The following is a 15624-nucleotide window of genomic DNA, read 5'->3' as shown; positions in this document are numbered from 1 at the left end:
TGGAGGCGCCGTGCACCTCGAATACACGCCCGAGCAGCAGCGGCTGCGCACCGAACTGCGCTCGTACTTCGCCGGGTTGGTGCCGGACAACGCCTACGCCCGGCACGGCGACCCGGCCGCCCAGAAGCGCTTCTACCGCGAGACCATCCGGCGCCTGGGCGCCGACGGCTGGCTCGGCGTGGGCTGGCCCGAGGAGTACGGCGGCCGCGGCCTCACGGCGATGGAGCAGTTCATCTTCTTCGACGAGGCCGCCCAGGCGGGCGTGCCGCTGCCGCTGATGGCGCTGAACACCGTCGGGCCGACGATCATGCAGTTCGGCACGGACGAGCAGAAGGCGTACTTCCTGCCCAAGGTTCTCTCCGGCGAGATCGACTTCGCCATCGGCTACAGCGAACCCGACGCGGGCACCGACCTCGCCTCGCTCAAGACGCGCGCGGTGCGCGAGGGCGACGAGTACGTGGTCAACGGGCAGAAGATCTGGACGACGAACGGCGACACCGCCGACTGGGTGTGGCTGGCCACCCGTACCGACCCGGACGCCCCGCCGCACAAGGGCATCACCATGCTCCTCGTCCCCACCACCGACCCCGGCTACTCCTGCACGCTCATCACCACCCTCGCCTCGCACGACACCACCGCCAGCTACTACGAGAACGTCCGCGTCCCCGTCTCCCGCCGGGTCGGCGCCGAGAACCAGGGCTGGCGGCTGATCACCAACCAGCTCAACCACGAACGTGTCACCCTCGCCGCCCACGGCACCATGGCCATCCGCGCCCTGCACGACGTGCAGCGCTGGGCGATGGAGACCAAGCTGGCCGACGGCCGTCGCGTCGTCGACCTGCCCTGGGTGCGCCGCCGCCTCGCCCAGACCCACACGAGGCTCGACGCGATGAAGCTCCTCAACTGGCAGATGGTCAACGCGGTCCAGAACGGCACCCTCACCCCGCAGGACGCCTCCGCGGTCAAGGTCTACGGCTCCGAGGCCCGCCGCGACGCCTATGCCTGGCTGATGGAGATCGTCGCAGCGGCCGGCGAACTGAAAGAGGGCTCGGTGGGCGCGGTGCTGCACGGTGAACTCGAGCGCGGCTACCGCTCCGCCGTCATCTTCACCTTCGGCGGCGGCAACAACGAGATCCAGCGCGAGATCATCTCGTGGATCGGTCTGGGGATGCCGCGCGTCCGGCGTTAGCGTCTCTGATCAGCTAAGCGATCCCATGCGAACCCAAGGTTCGGCTTGGGTTCTGCCCACCTGGGCGGGGTAGCGGGTGGGGGTGCTGATCGCGGTCATGCCCTGGTGCCGGTGGGCTGCGCGGGGCAGCCGGGTCCGGTCCGTTGGCGCGTGTCCCTCCGGATGCTTTCAGGCCGGGCCCGAGGGCCGGGCCGGGACCAAGGGCGGTGATCATCGTGCCGTCCGGGTGGAGCCGGGCCGCACCGGCGGACAGCAGGGTGTTCAGTCCCCAGTCCACACCCAACGCCACGGTGTGGCCAAAGCGCTGGGCCTTGGGCACGGGGTGGGTGTAGGCGAGATCGGCTCGCACCTTCCCGCCGACGATGCGCAAGGTCGGCAAGTGCAGGACGGCGCTCGCGGGAACAGTCGGGGGCAGCTTGATCGTGCAGGCGCCCACGACCGGTCCGCGTACTTCTGGGGGCCGGGCCGGGTGGGAGGCTGCATCCGCAGCAGTACCTTCGTCGGCTCGGTCACGGACCGCTCGATCGACGCTTGCTGTCCGTCACAAGCGGAGAGAAGAAGCATCCGCGCCCCGCGGGTTCCAGCTCGAACACGTCCACCGGGAGACGCCCGTTCTTCCGCAGAGACGCAGCGATCTGACGGGTGGGAACGGATCACGCTGGACAGCAGGAACTCACCTCCGGGTATCGCGGCCCGCACCGCTTCCCACTCACCCTCGGTACGCTTCTTCGGATCGACCGGCCAGGTGGCCAGAATTCCGGCGACTACATCGGCGCGCCACTTCACCGACCGCAGAGCGCGTCCGGCCTGTTCCTGAGCGACACGGACGATCCGGTCATTGACCTTCACGCCCTCGGGCGCGGCAGTGGTCCAGCCCAGGCGGCGCAGTGCCGGTGACCGGGCGGGAGACCATGCCCAGGACGGCCTGGGCGAGTACGACCGGACCAACGAGCAGCCAAGCAACCCGGTCCCGCCGTATGACGGCGCCCGAGGCGGCGGGGAGACTGCTTGCCGCTGCAGGAGGCGAGGCGCTCCCCGTGGCCGACTTCGTCACCCACCCTGGTGCGCGGGCCCTGATCCGTTACCTTCCGCAGCCAGGGTCGCCCGCACCCGCTGCTCCTCGCGAGCAGAGCCGACGTCCCGTTCCAGGGGTGTGCGGCTCACGGCTGTCGCGAGGTCTTCCAAGGCCCGTTTTTGCAGTTCCGCCTCGCGCAGCACGACCGGGCTCCCATGGCCGGCGGCGTCCTCCCACGCGTGGAGCGCCTCCTCCACGCGTCCCCAGTCCGGATTCCTGTGCTCGCGCACGGCGACTGCTGCCTTCGCGGTGTCCGTCTCCAGGGCCTCGGCGAACCGCTCCGCCTCGGGGACGAAACGGCCGTCGGCCCGCGGGACGTGGCTCTCCACGAGCATCGCTGCCCGGCCGAACCCCTTGACCGCCTCCTGCGCCTCCTGCGCCTCGCGCGACGTCAGACCCCTGGGGCGGACCGGTTCCCGCCTTGCCTGGTCGTACGCCTCCTGCCAGGCGGCACGTGCCTCCCTGCTTTCCAGCAGTGCCCTGCGCATGTCGGCGTGATGCTCCCGGGTCGGTTCGGCGTAGTCGCGCAGCACCGCGGCCGCGTAGCGGCCGTTGGCGGCGAGCCAGTCGGCGAGCCGGCCCGGCAGCCGGGGAGTCTCCCATGCGGGGAACACCACGTACGCCAGCATCGCCAGGGCTCCGCCGAGCAGGGTGAGCACCACCCGCTCCGGGACCGTCTGCTCCCATGCCTGGCCGCCCATGCCGAGCAGGAAGACGACGTACGCGGCGGTGAAGCACTGGGAGTAGGCGTAGCCGGTACGGTTCAGCATGTACGACAGGCCCGCCGAGACCACCGCCAGCGCGCCGGACACATGAGCGTTCGGGCCCAGGGCCCGCACCACGCCGGTGGCGAGCGCGACCCCCGCCAGGGTCCCGGCGAGACGGGCCACCGCACGCGCGTACGTCCGGTGGAAGTCCGGCCGCATCACCATCACCGAGGCGATGGGCGCCCAGTAGCCGTGGCCCAGGGGTAGCCGGGCGGCGATCAGATAGCCGAGCGTGGCCACCGCCGCCAAGCGGACGGCGTGCCGGAACACGGGTGAGTCCCGCCGGAGCTCGCGTCGGACCGCCCGTACGACGACCGGGACCAGCCGGAGCATTGTCGGGCGCACCAGGAACCGGGCGCCGGCGAGGCCTGGCGGCGTGGGCGTCCTCCCGCGTGCGCAGCCGCACTGGGCGATCTCCAACGCCTCGCCGAGCAGTTCCACGAGCCGCTCGGCGGCTTGCCGCGCGGGGCCCTCCAGCACCTCGTGCTCCTCGTCGACGCTCAGGACGTCCATGCTCTCGGGCCGAACCTCGGCGGGAGTGCCGCGGCGGATCGAACGGGCGGCCGCATCCAGGACGTCGGCGGCCGCGTCGAGCAACTCCCGCGCGCGGTCCCGCTCGGGTCCCTCCGCCGGGGCGCCCACGTCCGGGTCGGCGAGCGCCGCGACCACCGGCCGAATGCGCTCGGCGAGTCCCCGGGGGCCGTGCAGGACGGGGGGACGTGTGCGGGCCTGTGACGGCGTCACGGCAGCCGCGTCCCGGGCCGTCATCAACGGCTCCGGGTCGAACGGGGCGGTCGGGTCGTGCCGCAACCGGCGGGCGTAATCCGCCACGGCGGCCAGGGCGTCGGCGAGCGCGTCACGATGCGCTCCCCAACGCCGGATCGGGAACAGCAAGATCAGCACGGCCTGCGTCACGCCCCCGAGCGCGATGACCCCGGCGTGCTCCAGGGCTCGCCCGACGCTCGTGGGCAAGGTGATGGTCACCAGCATGCTGCCCACGGTCGTCGCTGCGACGATCCCAGCGGTCGATCCGACGGCCCACGCCATTCCCGCGGCAAAGGCCCATACGGCCAGCAGCGGCAGGAACGTCGCGAGTCGCCCCGCCGCCAGGTAGCCCACGAAGGTGCTGAGCGCCAGACCCGCGCCCGCGCCGAGCGCGACCACCTTGCGTGGACGCCAGCTGCGCTGGAAGGTGGCTCCACCCGCGGAGTAGGCACCGAGGGCGGCGGACGCGGCATACGCAGGGGAGACCAGCCACAGCGCCGGCCCGACGACGATCGCCACCCCAGCGGCCGCGCGCAGCGCGAGCAGGGGCTCCAGCCGTGTCTCCTCGATCTTGAGTCCGGATCGCACGACCTCCCCGAACGCCCGCAGCCACGTCACGGGTGTCCGCCTGGCCGGAACGCCCCGCCGCGTCGCGTCGGCCTGGTCGAGGTGCGGCAACCGTCGGGCAAGGAAGCCTCCCACACGACCCGCTGGCCGGCCGGCGGCCGCAGCCGCTGGAGGGAGTGCTGCCACTGCGGACACCGCTGAACGTCCGCCGTCAGTCCTCCGGGCCGGAGCGCGGGCGACCGTTGTTGGTTCAGGTCGGGCCGTAGCGCGCCGACTGCCCCCAGCCCCGTCCGGCGGACGGGCGGATCGCCACCCGCCCCCCGGACCGGTCCAGGAGGAACAGGGGGCACGGCGGCCCCGGGTCTCCTACCGCTTGTGGCCGTTGCCGCGTCCGTTGGGATGCAGGACCACTTTGGTCCAGCCCTCGTCACGGGCGTCGAAGTGCTCGTAGGCGGTGGGGGCCTCGTCCAGGCCGAGTTCGTGGGAGACGACGAAGCTCGGCTTCGCCTTCCCGCCGGCGATCAGGTCCCGCAGTGCCCGGTTGTACTTCTTCACGGGCGCCTGTCCGGTGCCCATGTGCTGGCCCTTGAACCACATCATGCCGAAGTCGATCGGAACCTTGCCCTGTGCCTCCAGTTCCCCCTGGGCCTCCTCGCCGCCGGGGTCCTGGGGCAGGAACACGCCCACCACGCCGATGTCGCCCGTGAACCTGACCGTGTCGATGAGGCCGTTGAGGGTGAGGGCGGCGTCCTCGTGTCCCTGGGGGTCGTGTGCCTGGTAGCCGACGCATTCGCAGCCGTTGTCGGCGCCCAGACCGAGGGTGGCTTCCTTGACGACCTCCGCCGGGTTCTGCTCGGCGGTGTCGATGGGGATGGCCCCGATCTCCTGCGCCTTGCGCAGCCGGTCGGGCTGGTGGTCGGCCACCCAGACGCGGCCGGCGCCCTTGAGGAGGGCGGAGTAGGCCGCCATCAGCCCGACGGGACCGGCTCCGAAGACGATGGTCTGGTCGCCGGGTTTGACGTTGGCCATCTCGGTGGCGTGATAGCCGGTGGGGAAGATGTCGGCGAGCATCACATAGTCGGTCTGCCGCTCGGCGGCGTCCTCGCCCAGGCGCAGCGCGTTGAAGTCGCCGTAGGGCACGCGCAGCAGTTCCGCCTGTCCGCCCTGGTAGGGGCCCATGTCGGCGAATCCGTAGGCGGCTCCCGCGAGGGCCGGTTCCGGCTGCATGGTCAGGCAGTAGTTGGTCAGACCCCGCTCGCACTGCTTGCAGAAGCCGCAGGCGATGTTGAAGGGCAGGACCACGTACTCACCGACCTGGACCTTGCGGACGGCCGAGCCGACCTCCACGACCTGGCCCATGTTCTCGTGTCCCAGCGTGCGGCCGGTCTCGAACGAGGTGCGGCCCTCGTACATGTGCAGGTCCGAACCGCAGATGTTGGTAGCGGTGATCTTGACGATGATGTCGCAGGGATGTTCGATCTTCGCGTCCGGTACGTCCTTCACCGTGACCTTTCGCGGTCCCTCGTATACAGCTGCTTTCATGATGACTTCCCTGAACGTCGCGACATGTGGGTGATGGAGAGGGCGCAAAGAGCCTGACTCTCGGAAGTTCTGTGACGGGGTGCGTGGCTCCGCCCCGCCTCTGCGGGTCGCTCCACCTGGATCAGGTGGACGGGCGTTCCGGGCGGGTCCCCCTCGCCCCCGAGGCAAAACAACCACGCACCGACCGATCAGCGGAGTCTCCGGTCCCGCACGACCGCCAACCGAGTCACATCTGGCGATCGGGCCACACGCTAGTCACCGGGGTCGTCCTGCAGCAGGCTGCGGCGTTCCTGTTCGCGCTTGGAGTAGGCGGCCGCCCGGATCGCCTCGTCGCTCTCCAGGCCCGATCCCAGCGCGCCGCCCACCGTGGCGACCGAAGCGACGAACCAGGCCAGCGTCCAGTACTCCGTGGCGTGCAGCGGGGTCCTTGTCATGGAGGCGAACAACCGGTCGTTGAGGATGAAGAGCGCCCAGACCAGGTTGATGACCGCCAGGCCCGCGTAGCACACGACGACTCCCATACCCACGGTCACGACCGTCGAGGCGTTGTAGAGAACCGCCTTCTTCCTCGCCTCCGGCGACATCTCATCCGTTCGATGCCACAGGTTCGCGTCCACGATCAGCCACCCGATCATCAGCGCGACCGACCCGACCATGGCGATCACCAGGCGTGGCGTGCTCAGGGAGGTGGCAAGGCTCCAGACGGTGGAGTTCACGGTGGCGACCGCTCCCGTGGCGAGTGCGGCCGCCAGGGCCTTCGACAAGCCAGGCACCAAGCGCCAGGGCCGGTTCGCGCGGACCATACCGCCGAGCACCCTCAGGTAACCGCGCAGCCCACTGATGACGTACCGCAGATCGGCGATCTCCTCCTCAGCGACCCGGCCCGGATGGATGGGCGCGAGACGACCGGTGAAGGGTCCCCGCAGCGGCTGACTTCCCGGCGACTCCTCAGCCCCCGTGGTCCATGGGCCCGCCAGGCTGAGCACCGCTTCTTCCACTGCCTGCCGGGCCCTCGTCTGCAGCCGGAAGCCCCCCAGCGTGGGAAGGGACAGCAGCGCCAAGCCGTGTTCGTGACTCATATCCACCACGAGCTTGAGCCCCTGTGAGTGCAGCGGAAGGTCGGTGAGAGCCACGACGATGTCCCAGTTCTCGTCACTTCCGCGGTCCATGATCCGGTGCATCAAGGTGAGCGGGTCCTCGGCCCCTGCGGTGAAGGGCTCGCTGACCACCGCGACGTCGAACCGTCGTCCCTCGTCCGACCTGTCGGCGAGCCGATCAGGAAGCATCCGGGCCATACGCTGCGCGATCTCCGTCGGCGTATCGGGATCCGCCAGAAGAACCACGACCAGAACGTCTTGTGACGACACCCGCATGGCTCCTTCTCGTCGGATGCCCCCGCGAGTGCCCACGGTATGCCCCGAGGTAACGGCAACGCCCCCTGACGTGTGAGCGGGGCCGGTGACGACGCCTGTCGCGCGGTTCGCGGCGCGATCCGGTAATCAGGAATGGTGGACACGGACGCGACCGACCCCTTCGTGGTGTCTGGGGCGCCGGTGAGGACAACCTGCGGAACGTCGACGTCGACGTTCCGAGGGACGCGATGGTCGCCTTCACCGGCGTCTCCGGTTCGGGCAAGTCCTCGCTCGCGTTCGGCACGCTCTACGCGGAGGCCCAGCGGCGCTCCTCCGAGTCCGTGGCGCCGTGCGCCCGAAGGCTGTTGCAACAGGTCGGCGCACCGCACGTGCAGGAGATCACCGGACTGCCACCGGCCGTGGCCCTGCAGCAGCGACGCGGGTCGCCCGGCTCGCGCTCGACGGTCGGCACCCTCACCATGCCGTCCAATCTGCTGCGCATGCCGTACTCCCGCGCCGGCACCTACCCGCCCGGAGCCGCACGGCTGGAAGCCGAGTCGTTCTCACCCAACACCGCGGCCGGCGCCTGCCCCCAGTGCCACGGACTGGGCGTCGTGCACGACGCCGCCGAGGACCTGCTCGTCCCGGACCCCTCGCTGAGCATCCGCGAGGGAGCGATCGCCGCCTGGCCGGGCGCCAACCTGCGCAGTGTCGTGAACTGCCTGGGGATCGACACCGACCCCGGACGTCGAGCACGACCTGGACACCGTAGCCACCGCCGACTGGGTCATCGACCTCGGTCCGGGCGGCGGTGACGCGGGCGGGCGGGTGGTCGCGGCGGGTCCGCCGGCCAAGGTGGGGAGGGCCCGCCGCAGCGCCACGGCGCCCTGTCTCGCGGCCCGCCTCGCGCGGTCCTGACGACAGAATCGCCATCGCGAATTCTCGGGCATCTGCGGCGCGACCCGGTGGCAGGGTGGTCTCGTGCACCAGCGCGGTGCGCGAGTACGCCGACTGCGCGGCAACCGTGGGACCGACCCGCCGCGGCAGTCCCCCAGCCCGGCCGTGAGCGGTCGCGTGTGGCAAGAATGACCCCATGCACATCGTGATCGCTGGTGGACACGGAAAGATCGCGCGCCGGCTGACCCGGCTGCTCTCGGCGCGCGGCGACAACGTCACAGGGCTGATCCGCAACCCGGACCACGCCGACGACCTGCGCGCGGACGGCGCGGAACCGGTGGTGTGCGACCTGGAGCACGCCTCGGTGGACGAGGTGGCCGGCCACCTCGGCGGCGCCGACGCGGCACTGTTCGCCGCGGGCGCCGGACCGGGCAGCGGCGCGGCCCGCAAGCAGACGGTGGACCGGAACGCGGCCATCCTCCTCGCCGACGCGGCCGAGCGCGCCGGGATGCGCCGATTCCTGGTGATCTCTGCGAAGGGCGTGGACAGCCCGCCGCCGCCCGGCACCGACCCGGTGTTCGCCGCCTACCTGAAGGCCAAGGGCGAGGCGGACGCCGACATCGCCTCCCGACCGGGACTGGACTGGACGATTCTGCGCCCGGGGATGCTGACCGACGACCCGGGCAGCGGCCGCGTCACGCTCGCGGAGCACACCGACCGCGGCCAAGTGCCGCGCGATGACGTGGCCGCGGTGCTCGCCGCCCTGCTCCACGAGCCCAGGACCGCCGGGCGCATCCTCGAGCTGATCAGCGGGTCCACACCGGTCGAGGAGGCCGTGCGCGCCGTGGCCGGTGGCTGAGGCCGCACTCACACCTGAGCGCTTTCGATGGCGCTGCGCAGCGAGGCCGACGGGGTGGTCCGCAAGCTTGAGGGACATCGCCGCGCGAGCGGTACACCCTGTTGGAGAAGGGGCACCTCGCGGAGGTCCGGGACAAGCTGGGAGGATGGACGTGAGCCACGAAGGAGGCCCGTCATGAAATCCGGAGCCCCTGATCACAACACCTGGTACTCGCGCACACCCTCGCAGGCCGAGGGCGAACGGGACGAGACGGGCGAGCGTACCGCAACGGAACAGCACCCGGACGTCCCCCGGAGCGAGCCGTCCCAGGCGGAGGGCGAGCGGGGCGACGACGCCTAGCGCCACTGGGCGACCCGTCGCCGGGGGCAGGGTGCGGGTGCGCTTTTCCCGCGCTGTCACCGGTTCCCGGTCCGCCCGCCCTCCAACAGTCCCCACCGGTGCGGACGGAGAGTCTCCAGCACTCCCATGGATGACGAACCTGCGTCTGGCGAGTCAGGAACGCACAGGGGCGGTCGCCCCACGAGTACGAAGGAAGGAATCCACACAGCTCGGGTAGGCCGGCCCGGAGAGGGTACCCCTGTGGCGCGAGGACCGCGGCGACATGCCGTTCGGCTCCTGAAGGCTTCGGGGGACGGAGTGATCCCATGGTGGGCAGTCGGGTGCACAGCCTGTACAACCGCTACTCCGAGCGGAAGGGCAGCCTTTCGCGAGGCAGCGCCGGGCGGCACAGCACCGCCGCGCGCACAGGACCCCGCCTGCCCGCTCGCACCCCGGCCGACCATGCCCTCCACGAACTGGTCGCGCTTTCCCACGCCCTGTTCGACACTCCGGACGAAGGCCAGATCCTGCGCCTGGCCATGGACCACATAGCCGCCGCGGGGCCGTACAGCGCCGAGGCCGGATACCTCAAGGTGGGCGACGGCCTGGTCCCCAGCCCGAGGAACGGGCAGATGCATGCCTTGTCCGTGGGCCGGAGGGTGCGTGAGCTGGCCGGGCAGGACGGCAACGTGACCGTACCCGGCAGGCCCTGGGGGCGGGCCCTGGGGCTACGCGGACCCGAGGGACTCCACGGCTACCTCGTGGTGACGTCCCGCTCCCGGCCCACCAAGGCCGAGCGATCTCTGCTCGCCGCGCTGGTCCGCTACACCGCTGCTGCACTGTCGGTCGCCTTCGCACACCGCCGCAGGCGCGAGGACGCGCTGGAACTGCGCCGGCTGAGGGAGGAACGCACATCCCTCCAGCGGCAACTGATCTCCGTGGTGGCTGAGCTGGGCTACGAGCGAGCCGTTCACGCCCTCATGGCCGACGTTGCTGCCTCGGGTGGCGGCGAGGAGGCCGTCACCCGCGCCCTGCACAGGCTCACCGGGCTTCCCGCGCTGGTCGAGGACCGCTTCGGTCGGCTGAGGTTCTGGATCGGCCCCGGCCGCCCCGATCCCTATCCCGAACCGGACCCCGTCCGCCAGGACGAAATGCTGCGTGCCGTCGGCAAAGAGGCGGGGCCGGTACGGATAAAGGACCGGCTGACCACCCTCGTCCGGCCGCACGGCGAGATCCTGGGCGTGCTGGCGCTGGTCGATACCCGGGCCGAGTCCGACGAGCACACCGTACTCGCGCTCGGACACGCCGCCACGGCGCTCGCCCTGGAGCTGGTGCACCTGCGCGATCTGGCCGAAGTGGAGCTGAGGCTGCACCGTGAGCTGGCCGACGACCTCCTGGCAGGGACGGACGAGGCGAGCGCCTACGCCCGGTCCGAGGCACTCGGACACGACCTGCGCCGAAGCCAGTACATCGTCGTGGTGCAGTGGTCGAACCGGACTGCGGACGACTCCTTCGCGCAGACGGTGGGTCGGGCGGCCTCCGCGGTGGGCATGCGCTCGCTGCTGACCTGCCGCTCCGACCACGTCGTCCTCGTCGCCGGCGACAGGCCGCATGCCCGCGCGTTGTACGAGGCGCTCGCCCGGGAGACCGGAACACGGTCCGGGACGATCGGGGTGAGCGCCCCCTGCGACTCCGTGACCGACATCCCCCACCGCTACCAGGAGGCGCAGCGCGCCCTGGAAGTGCGCCGCCATTCCCGCGAGCGCTACGGCACGTCGTTCTTCGACGAGCTCGGCCTCTATCGCATCCTGGGACCCGGCAGCGGCCACCGGGAACTGGAGACGTTCGTCCAGGAGTGGCTCGGGCAGCTCATCGACTACGACTCCCGGCACCACGCGACCATGGTGGAGACCCTGTCCCGGTACTTCGACTGCGGCGGCAACTACGACGAGACCGCGGAATCCCTCGCGATCCACCGCAGCACGCTGCGCTATCGGCTCCAGCGCATCCGCGACATCAGCGGCAACGACCTCGCGAACGTCGAGGACCGGCTGAACCTCCAGGTGGCGACCCGAGTGTGGAAGATCGTGCTGGGCGGACCCTGACGCCTCGCTGGAACTCATGTGGGAGTGGTGTCAGCAGCGCTGCAGGGGGTGGCCCGGGCGGCGGAGGAGCATCTGGGCCGCGCTCCGGCTGCCGGGACGGCCGGCCCACGATCTTCTTGGCCGCGTCCGTGCTCTGGCTGGCGGAGGGAACGCTGGTGGAGGTCTTCAAGTCCGTGCTCGAGCTCATGTGTTGGCACCTCCTGCCGGGCAGGGTCCTCCCGGCCCAGGTGGGCGAACAGGGGGGAAACCCGGCGGGTGAAGGAGGTGAGTGAACGGCCCCCGCCGGTTACCCGGGTGGCCCCGGATTCCGGATTCCAATGAGATAGGAGGGGCCATGACTCACGCTACGAGCGCCCGGGACGTGGTGGAGGCCATCACGGATGTCGACTTCCCCGCCGGCAAGGACAGGCTGATCGAAGCGGCGAGCCGGTCGGGCGCCGCGCCGGATGTCGTCAAGGCGCTGCGCGGCATCCCGGCCGAGCAGTACGCCAACCGTGAGGAGGTGGCCCGGTCGGTCCGCGTGGACCCCGACTCCGACCTCGGGCTGAGCCCGGCACAGCGAGCCGAGCAGGCCCGGGAGGGCGGCAGGCCGGGACAGTCCCAGCATCTGCGCGAGGTGCCGAAACCGCCACTCGAGGAGGAGCTGGACAGCTGACGTCGGCGCCGAGCGGCCCGGCCGGAGCGAGCTCCTCCTCGTCCAGTCGTCGGGGATGGGGAGTGGCTCAGTACCCGTAACCGCCTGGGCACCCACCTGACGATTCAACAGGCGGCGGCTCCGACGGCCACCTTGTGGGTGCTGATCTTGGTGTCCTGCGTCGCGGATGTTCTGATCGGACCCTCGCCCGGCGCGCGCGGCGGCGTCCCGGGGTCATGATCTGTCGCGGGCGCGGTGAGGACGGGATCCGTCTCCGCCTGTGCGGTCACCGCCCCCCTCGAGACGGCGCACACCGCCACCGCCGATGTCTACCCGCGCACCGCGGGTCCCGGCCGTGGGAGCGGGGCACACCGAGCTGGATTGTTCCGGACGGGTTGTGGGGGAGAGCGAAGCCGCTGATACCGCCGTCGAAAGTGCGGTCTCAGGGCGGCGCCACACGCGACACCCCTGACGAGACCCTGTTCGCGGCCGAGCCCCCACGGACCGCGGCAAGCCGGTTCCATGACTTATGGCCGGAAATGGTTACGCGGCAAGCGCATCGGGGTGCGGATCGCACGCAAAGGCATCGAGTCCGGCGGGCGATTGGGCCGCTGCCGCCGGGTGATCGAACGCAGTCAGCCCAGCACTTCTTCGATCGGGGCGTCGACGTCCACGTAGCGCACGAGCTTGCGGTTCGAGAATTCAACGATGCCCATGTCGCCGAGTTCGCGCCCGTAGCCGGAGCGCTTGATGCCGCCGAAGGGCAGCTCCGGTCGGGACGCGGTCGGGTGGTTGATCCACACCATGCCCGCCTCCAGCCGGTCCGCGACTCCACGAGCACGTTCCGGGTCGGCGGCGAAGACCGCGCCTCCCAGGCCGTAGGGGGAGGAGTTGGCCAGTGCCACGGCCTCGTCCTCGTCGACGACCCGGTAGACCGTGGCGACGGGGCCGAAGAGCTCTTCCCGGTAGGCCCGCATGTCCGGTGTGACGTCGGTGAGAAGGGTCGGCTCGACGAAGGCGCCCGGCAGGTCGGGCCGCCCGCCGCCCAGCACCACCGTGGCTCCCTTGTCCACCGCGTCCCGAACCTGCTCCATCAGGAGTTCGGCCGCGGCCTCGGAGGACAGCGGGCCGAGCGTGGTGGCGGGGTCGGCCGGATCTCCCGGTTGCACCTCGCTCATCCGGTCACGCAGCCCGGTGAGGAAGGCGTCGTAGACGTCGGCAAGGGCGATGAAGCGCTTGGCCGCCACGCAGCACTGCCCGGTGTTGCCCATCCGGCCGAGGAACGCGGCGTGCACGGTGCGCTCGAGGTTGTGATCGTCCAGCACGACGAAGGGATCACTGCCACCCAGCTCGAGGACGGACTTCTTGACATTCCGGCCGGCGATCTCGCCCAAGCTCACGCCCGCCCGCTCGCTTCCCGTCAGTGAGGCTCCCTGCACTCGGGAATCATCGATGATCTTCCCGACGTCCCTGCCCCGCACGAAGAGATTGGTGTAGGCCCCGGTCGGCACACCCGCGTCCGTGAACAGCTGCTCGAGTGCCAGTGCGGACTGGGGGCAGCTACTCGCGTGCTTGAGGAGGATCGTGTTGCCGAGGACGAGGTTCGGACCCGCGAATCGGACGACCTGGTACAGCGGGAAGTTCCACGGCATCACACCGAGAAGGACGCCGAGCGGCTCGTTCACCAGCACGGCCGTGCCCTCGGGCACCGGCAGGGGTCGTTCTTCCAGCAGCTCGGGGCCGTGCTCGCCGTAGTAGGTGAGGATGTCGGACGCGAGGTCGACCTCTGCACGGCTCGAGTTGATCAGCTTGCCGACCTCAAGGGTCAGGAGGTGCGCCAGTTCCTCCTTGCGCTCCCCCATCAGCCGGCCGGCGCGTTGCACGATGGCCCCCCGCTCGGCCGTCGAACGGGCACGCCAGTCTGGAAAGCCACAGTGCGCCGCGTCGATCGCGCGCCCCACGTCCTCCGCGCTCAGCGGCGGGAACTCACGAACCCTTTCACCGGTGTACGGGTTGACCGAGGCGATGGGGCTTCCCTGGGCAGTGACATGGGCGTCCATGACGCCTCCCTGGAGTCGGGGCACCTCGGGTTTCCACGCCCGGACCCGCTCACACGTGCATGCGCAGAGTCGCCGAATCGGCATGACCTCGTCAAAGGGGGTGCTGGCCCGCCCCGCTTCCTCCAGGGCCCTCTGGTGTGTCGCTGGCTTGTTGAGGGGCGGGGCGATGCCGCTCGCCGGGGCGCCCTGACACACTCCCGCTTCCCCGAGTCGGCCATGTCGCCCGGTCAGCGGCTCTCGTTCGAGGCGCTGCAACGCCGCGCAGCTTCCTGCGGAGGGACGGCCGTACGGCTGACCGCGGGATGTCTGTCCACTCCATGCTGCTCTGCCAGGGTAGGAGGGGGTGTTCTTTTTCGGCCTGGGGTGCGGAGGCGCTCAGCAGGCGGGCTCTGCGAATCTCGACCGGTATCAGCCGATGGCGGCGCTGGTGCGAGCGAACGGCGCCGTCCGGTTCCCGGTGAGGAGGCGAGAGGCATGACCGTGATGGGTGTGTCGAAGTTCGAGAGGTTCTTCCGCGCCGCCGCAGGCCTCGACGTGGACAAGAACGACCTGAAGAGGTACGGCGACTTCGTCGATGCCAAGCTCTACGACCTCCTGGTCGTCGGCCAGGCGTCGGCCAAGGCCAACGGCCGGGATACCGTCGAGCCCTGGGACCTACCGATCACCAAGGGCCTCCAGGAGAGCATCCACCGGTTCCGGCGGCTCGACGAGGAGGTGGAGCTGAAGCCGATCCTGGAACAGCTCGCCGCGCACCCTCCCCTCGACAGGACACCCACCCAGGAGACCGAAGAGCGCTACCCCGAGATCATCGGCGGTCTCAGCGTCGCTCTCGCCGAGACGTTCAAAATCATGTACCCGGATGTCAAGAACCCGCAGACCAGCCAATGGGACGGCGTGACCGCGGTGTTCGACCGACTGCTGTAGCAGTCGCGCCCCGGTGCATGTCACCGATCTGAACTGACATGCCGGGCGAGGGCCGGAAAACGGAGACCGGGAGCCGGATGCGGGTGGCGACTCTGGCCATCGACGGCGCCGAGCGCGTGGACGACCAGCCGCACGGTGCGCTGCAGGGCGCAGGGGCGACAACCGAGATCGTCTCGCTCCGTCCCGGCGAGATCCAGGGCCGCCAGTTCGACCTCGACGCGGCAGGAACCTTGCCCGTGGACCGCCTCGTCGCCGACGCCTACCACGCCCTGAGAAGATCCGGCGCGGTACGGCCCGAGGGCGGCGGCCTGCACTGGGCAAGACCGAGGATCTCGCGCTCGTCCGCGCCGTCGAAGGTATGTGGCACAGTGCCTTGCCCGTGAGGGTGCGCCCCGAGCAGGGGTGGGGCCGTGCCGCTGGTCGTCCGCGGGCACGGTGGTGTCCCGGGTGCCGCCCGCCACTTGAGCGTCGAAGCGGGGAGAAGGTCCCTTGCCTCGGAACATCCGTGAATCCCGCTACCTCATGCCGGGCCGAACCGTGAGGTACCCCGCCGCGAAACCCGGATCGTCG

11 protein-coding genes and 2 pseudogenes are annotated in these 15624 nt (G+C 70.6%); 9 read left to right on the top strand and 4 right to left on the bottom strand.

Annotation, left to right across the window (positions count from 1 at the left end; genetic code table 11):
- Window positions 1–10: 10 nt before the first annotated feature.
- Window positions 11–1189 carry an acyl-CoA dehydrogenase family protein gene (locus ACIRVK_RS17865; RefSeq protein ID WP_404247962.1) on the top strand — a complete coding sequence of 393 codons (1179 nt, stop codon included), beginning with the start codon at window positions 11–13 and terminating at the stop codon, window positions 1187–1189.
- 1050 nt (window positions 1190–2239) lie between these two features.
- On the opposite strand, the gene ACIRVK_RS17860 is transcribed toward ACIRVK_RS17865, so the two are convergent.
- From ACIRVK_RS17860 to ACIRVK_RS17850, 3 genes are all read right to left on the bottom strand, one after another.
- Window positions 2240–4414 (bottom strand): FUSC family protein, encoded by a 2175-nt coding sequence (locus ACIRVK_RS17860; RefSeq protein ID WP_404247960.1) that lies wholly within the window; start codon window positions 4412–4414, stop codon window positions 2240–2242.
- Between the two features lie 315 nt (window positions 4415–4729).
- Window positions 4730–5905 carry a glutathione-independent formaldehyde dehydrogenase gene (locus ACIRVK_RS17855; protein WP_404247958.1) on the bottom strand — a complete coding sequence of 392 codons (1176 nt, stop codon included), beginning with the start codon at window positions 5903–5905 and terminating at the stop codon, window positions 4730–4732.
- Window positions 5906–6156: 251 nt separating this feature from the next.
- Entirely contained in the window at window positions 6157–7278 is a 1122-nt protein-coding gene (locus ACIRVK_RS17850) for a hypothetical protein (RefSeq protein WP_404247956.1), read from the bottom strand.
- Between the two features lie 135 nt (window positions 7279–7413).
- On the opposite strand from ACIRVK_RS17850, the pseudogene ACIRVK_RS17845 reads away from it, so the two are divergent.
- The 6 genes and pseudogenes from ACIRVK_RS17845 to ACIRVK_RS17820 form a co-directional block, all read left to right on the top strand.
- Window positions 7414–8027, top strand: a pseudogene (locus ACIRVK_RS17845) (ABC transporter); the annotation flags it as partial.
- A gap of 323 nt (window positions 8028–8350) precedes the next feature.
- Complete coding sequence (locus ACIRVK_RS17840; protein ID WP_404247954.1) at window positions 8351–9013, top strand: SDR family oxidoreductase; 663 nt, start codon at window positions 8351–8353, stop codon at window positions 9011–9013.
- A 174-nt stretch (window positions 9014–9187) separates the two neighbouring features.
- Window positions 9188–9352, top strand: a complete 165-nt coding sequence (locus ACIRVK_RS17835; protein ID WP_404247952.1) for a hypothetical protein — start codon at window positions 9188–9190, stop codon at window positions 9350–9352.
- A gap of 305 nt (window positions 9353–9657) precedes the next feature.
- On the top strand, window positions 9658–11436 hold the full coding sequence (locus ACIRVK_RS17830; RefSeq protein ID WP_404247950.1) for a PucR family transcriptional regulator: 1779 nt from the start codon (window positions 9658–9660) through the stop codon (window positions 11434–11436).
- Window positions 11437–11770: 334 nt separating this feature from the next.
- Window positions 11771–12091 (top strand): DUF2795 domain-containing protein, encoded by a 321-nt coding sequence (locus ACIRVK_RS17825; RefSeq protein WP_404247948.1) that lies wholly within the window; start codon window positions 11771–11773, stop codon window positions 12089–12091.
- Window positions 12092–12450: 359 nt separating this feature from the next.
- Window positions 12451–12561, top strand: a pseudogene (locus ACIRVK_RS17820) (IS5/IS1182 family transposase); the annotation flags it as partial.
- A 144-nt stretch (window positions 12562–12705) separates the two neighbouring features.
- Here the strand turns inward: ACIRVK_RS17820 and ACIRVK_RS17815 are convergent.
- On the bottom strand, window positions 12706–14130 hold the full coding sequence (locus ACIRVK_RS17815; protein WP_404247946.1) for an NAD-dependent succinate-semialdehyde dehydrogenase: 1425 nt from the start codon (window positions 14128–14130) through the stop codon (window positions 12706–12708).
- Window positions 14131–14604: 474 nt separating this feature from the next.
- Between ACIRVK_RS17815 and ACIRVK_RS17810 the strand changes: the two genes are divergently transcribed.
- Together ACIRVK_RS17810 and ACIRVK_RS17805 are read left to right on the top strand one after the other, a co-directional pair.
- The gene (locus ACIRVK_RS17810; protein WP_404247944.1) at window positions 14605–15054 is read left to right on the top strand and encodes a DUF1931 family protein; all 450 of its coding nucleotides are present in this window, start codon (window positions 14605–14607) and stop codon (window positions 15052–15054) included.
- An 83-nt stretch (window positions 15055–15137) separates the two neighbouring features.
- A complete protein-coding gene (locus tag ACIRVK_RS17805; protein ID WP_404247942.1) occupies window positions 15138–15437 on the top strand; it encodes a hypothetical protein in 300 nt (99 codons plus the stop codon).
- The last annotated feature ends 187 nt before the right edge of the window (window positions 15438–15624 follow it).

The organism is Streptomyces sp. NPDC101152, from assembly GCF_044768275.1.
GTDB lineage: Bacteria > Actinomycetota > Actinomycetes > Streptomycetales > Streptomycetaceae > Streptomyces.
Note: the sequence above shows the minus strand (reverse complement) of the source record. Positions and strands in the feature narration are given on the sequence as shown.